Genomic DNA, 1,867 nt, shown 5'->3' on the forward strand with positions numbered 1-1,867 from the left:
CCTTGGCGCAGTTTATGTGTTTTTGCTCTGGACAATCTATCGGGTGTGGCCATGATCCCCGTCATTCTTATTGACCCCACCGAGCGCCAGATCGAGCGCTCAGCAGTCGATAGCCGGTTCTGGACCGGCGTGAAAAACGCAGCGATGGGCACGATCGGCGCGGCTCTGTTGCTGATCCTGACCGCATGGTGCCTGTTCACATGAGCAATCCATCCGGGTTCCGTCTCGAACAAGCCATGTCCGCGCTGCAATCGGCCCGCGCCCGGATTGAGCACGAGACCGACGAGGATATTTTGGCGCATCTTTTCACCGCCGAGGCTGATGTGGACTCGCTACTCGATGGCGTGATCCGCGCAGCGCTCGAAAACGACGCACTGGCCGATGCTGCAAAGGCCCGGATTGAAGACCTGACCGCGCGACGGAAGCGGTTCGAGGCGCGTCGCGATGCCCTGCGCGGGGTCTCTTTCGCGGTCATGGATGTGCTGGGCGAAACGAAGCGGGTGCGGCCGGATTATACCGCTTCGATTGGCAAGCCACGCGCCGGGATCGTCATCACGGATGATGCGGCGATACCCGATGAATACGTGGTCACGGAACGGAAAATCGACCGATCAAAATTGTCCGAAGATTTGAAACAAGGCGTCGTCATCACCGGGGCGGAACTCGCCAACGGCATGCCGGTCCTAATCCTGAAAGTGAAATGACATGAGCCAATCTGCAAAAACAACCCAAACGATCGAACGCGATGCGCCGGCCGCCGATCCGAACCTGCTCGAACAGATCCTTGACGGGATGGAGCGCCGCGTCACCGAAACCATGTCGCGGGTGCGACCGATCGAAATCAACAATTTTGCCGATCTGTGGCGCTGGGCAGAGAGGGCGTCTAAGTCCAAAATGGTCCCGAAGGACTATATCGGAAACCCGGAGGCGATCATGGTCGCCGTGGATATGGGGGCTGAGCTTGGCCTGCGCCGAATGCAATCGTTGCAGTGCATCGCAGTAATCAACGGCCGGCCAAGCATTTGGGGTGATGGGCTTTGGGCGCTGATCGTGTCGCAGCCGTCGCTCGAAAACGTCCGTGAATACTATGAGGGCGAAGGTGAAAACCGCGCGGCGGTCTGCCAGATCAAGCGGCGCGGGCGGGACGTCGTCGAAAAACGGTTCTCGGTCGCAGACGCAAAGAAGGCTGGGCTATGGGGGAAAGCTGGACCGTGGACATCGTACACCGATCGGATGCTTCAGATGCGCGCGCGCGGATTTGCGGCTCGCGACGCTTATGCCGACGCGCTCAAGGGACTGATCACCACCGAAGAGGCGATGGATATACCGGAAGACCTACCTGGCATGGTCACATCTCCGTGGCGCTCTAGCACGCCAAGAACCGCGCCTGATCCCGACGCCGAAGCGGCACCACCAGACCTTGCCACGCGCGTCAACGCGGCCGTGGAGCGCATTCTGAACGCGCCCCGGACGCCAGAGGCATACATGAAACTCGAGCGCGCAACGGGGCCGCTTTTCGCTGATCTGGAAGCTGCCGGCGAAATGGAAAACCATGCGCGGTTGCTGGAAGTGTTGAACGAACTGCGAGACGCCGCTGAGAGCGTGGAGGTCGCGGCATGACCGACCAATATGAGCCACCGAAAACCACGATCACGCTACCAATCGGAAGCATGATCATTATTAACGAAGGCGAATACAGCGATAAGCAAGCCCATGGTCCTTTTCGCACACTCAAACCGTTCAATGGGGACAGGTTGATCAGGGAATATTTAGCGCAATGGAAGCCCGAACCTTGGGAAGATATAGACGATCCAGATTGCGATGCCTTCTTAAAATGGCTGGAATCAAGCGGGTTTATTGAACGTAT

At 58.4% G+C, this 1,867-nt stretch carries 4 protein-coding genes; all 4 read left to right on the forward strand.

Translation table 11 applies throughout. The features are described 5' to 3' along the window. Nucleotides 1–204: hypothetical protein (locus ACP5E6_RS18880; RefSeq protein ID WP_427957001.1), on the forward strand; the 204-nt coding region annotated here is incomplete at its 5' end. Next, nucleotides 201–704 (forward strand): siphovirus Gp157 family protein, encoded by a 504-nt coding sequence (locus ACP5E6_RS18885; RefSeq protein WP_427957003.1) that lies wholly within the window; start codon nt 201–203, stop codon nt 702–704. The genes ACP5E6_RS18880 and ACP5E6_RS18885, both read left to right, overlap by 4 nt. 1 nt (nt 705) lies before the next feature. Continuing rightward, nucleotides 706–1,620, forward strand: coding sequence for a hypothetical protein (locus ACP5E6_RS18890; RefSeq protein ID WP_427957006.1), 915 nt, complete (start codon nt 706–708; stop codon nt 1,618–1,620). Further along, nucleotides 1,617–1,867: hypothetical protein (locus tag ACP5E6_RS18895; RefSeq protein ID WP_427957007.1), on the forward strand; the 251-nt coding region annotated here is incomplete at its 3' end. The genes ACP5E6_RS18890 and ACP5E6_RS18895, both read left to right, overlap by 4 nt.

This window comes from Acidiphilium sp. (assembly GCF_049977125.1).
In the GTDB taxonomy this organism is placed as follows: Bacteria; Pseudomonadota; Alphaproteobacteria; order Acetobacterales; family Acetobacteraceae; genus Acidiphilium.

What these genes read in the sequence shown, in the direction of transcription:
- ACP5E6_RS18890 (WP_427957006.1), top strand. Translation starts at nt 706, where the DNA reads ATGAGCCAATCTGCAAAAACAACCCAAACGATCGAACGCGATGCGCCG.
- ACP5E6_RS18885 (WP_427957003.1), top strand. Translation starts at nt 201, where the DNA reads ATGAGCAATCCATCCGGGTTCCGTCTCGAACAAGCCATGTCCGCGCTG.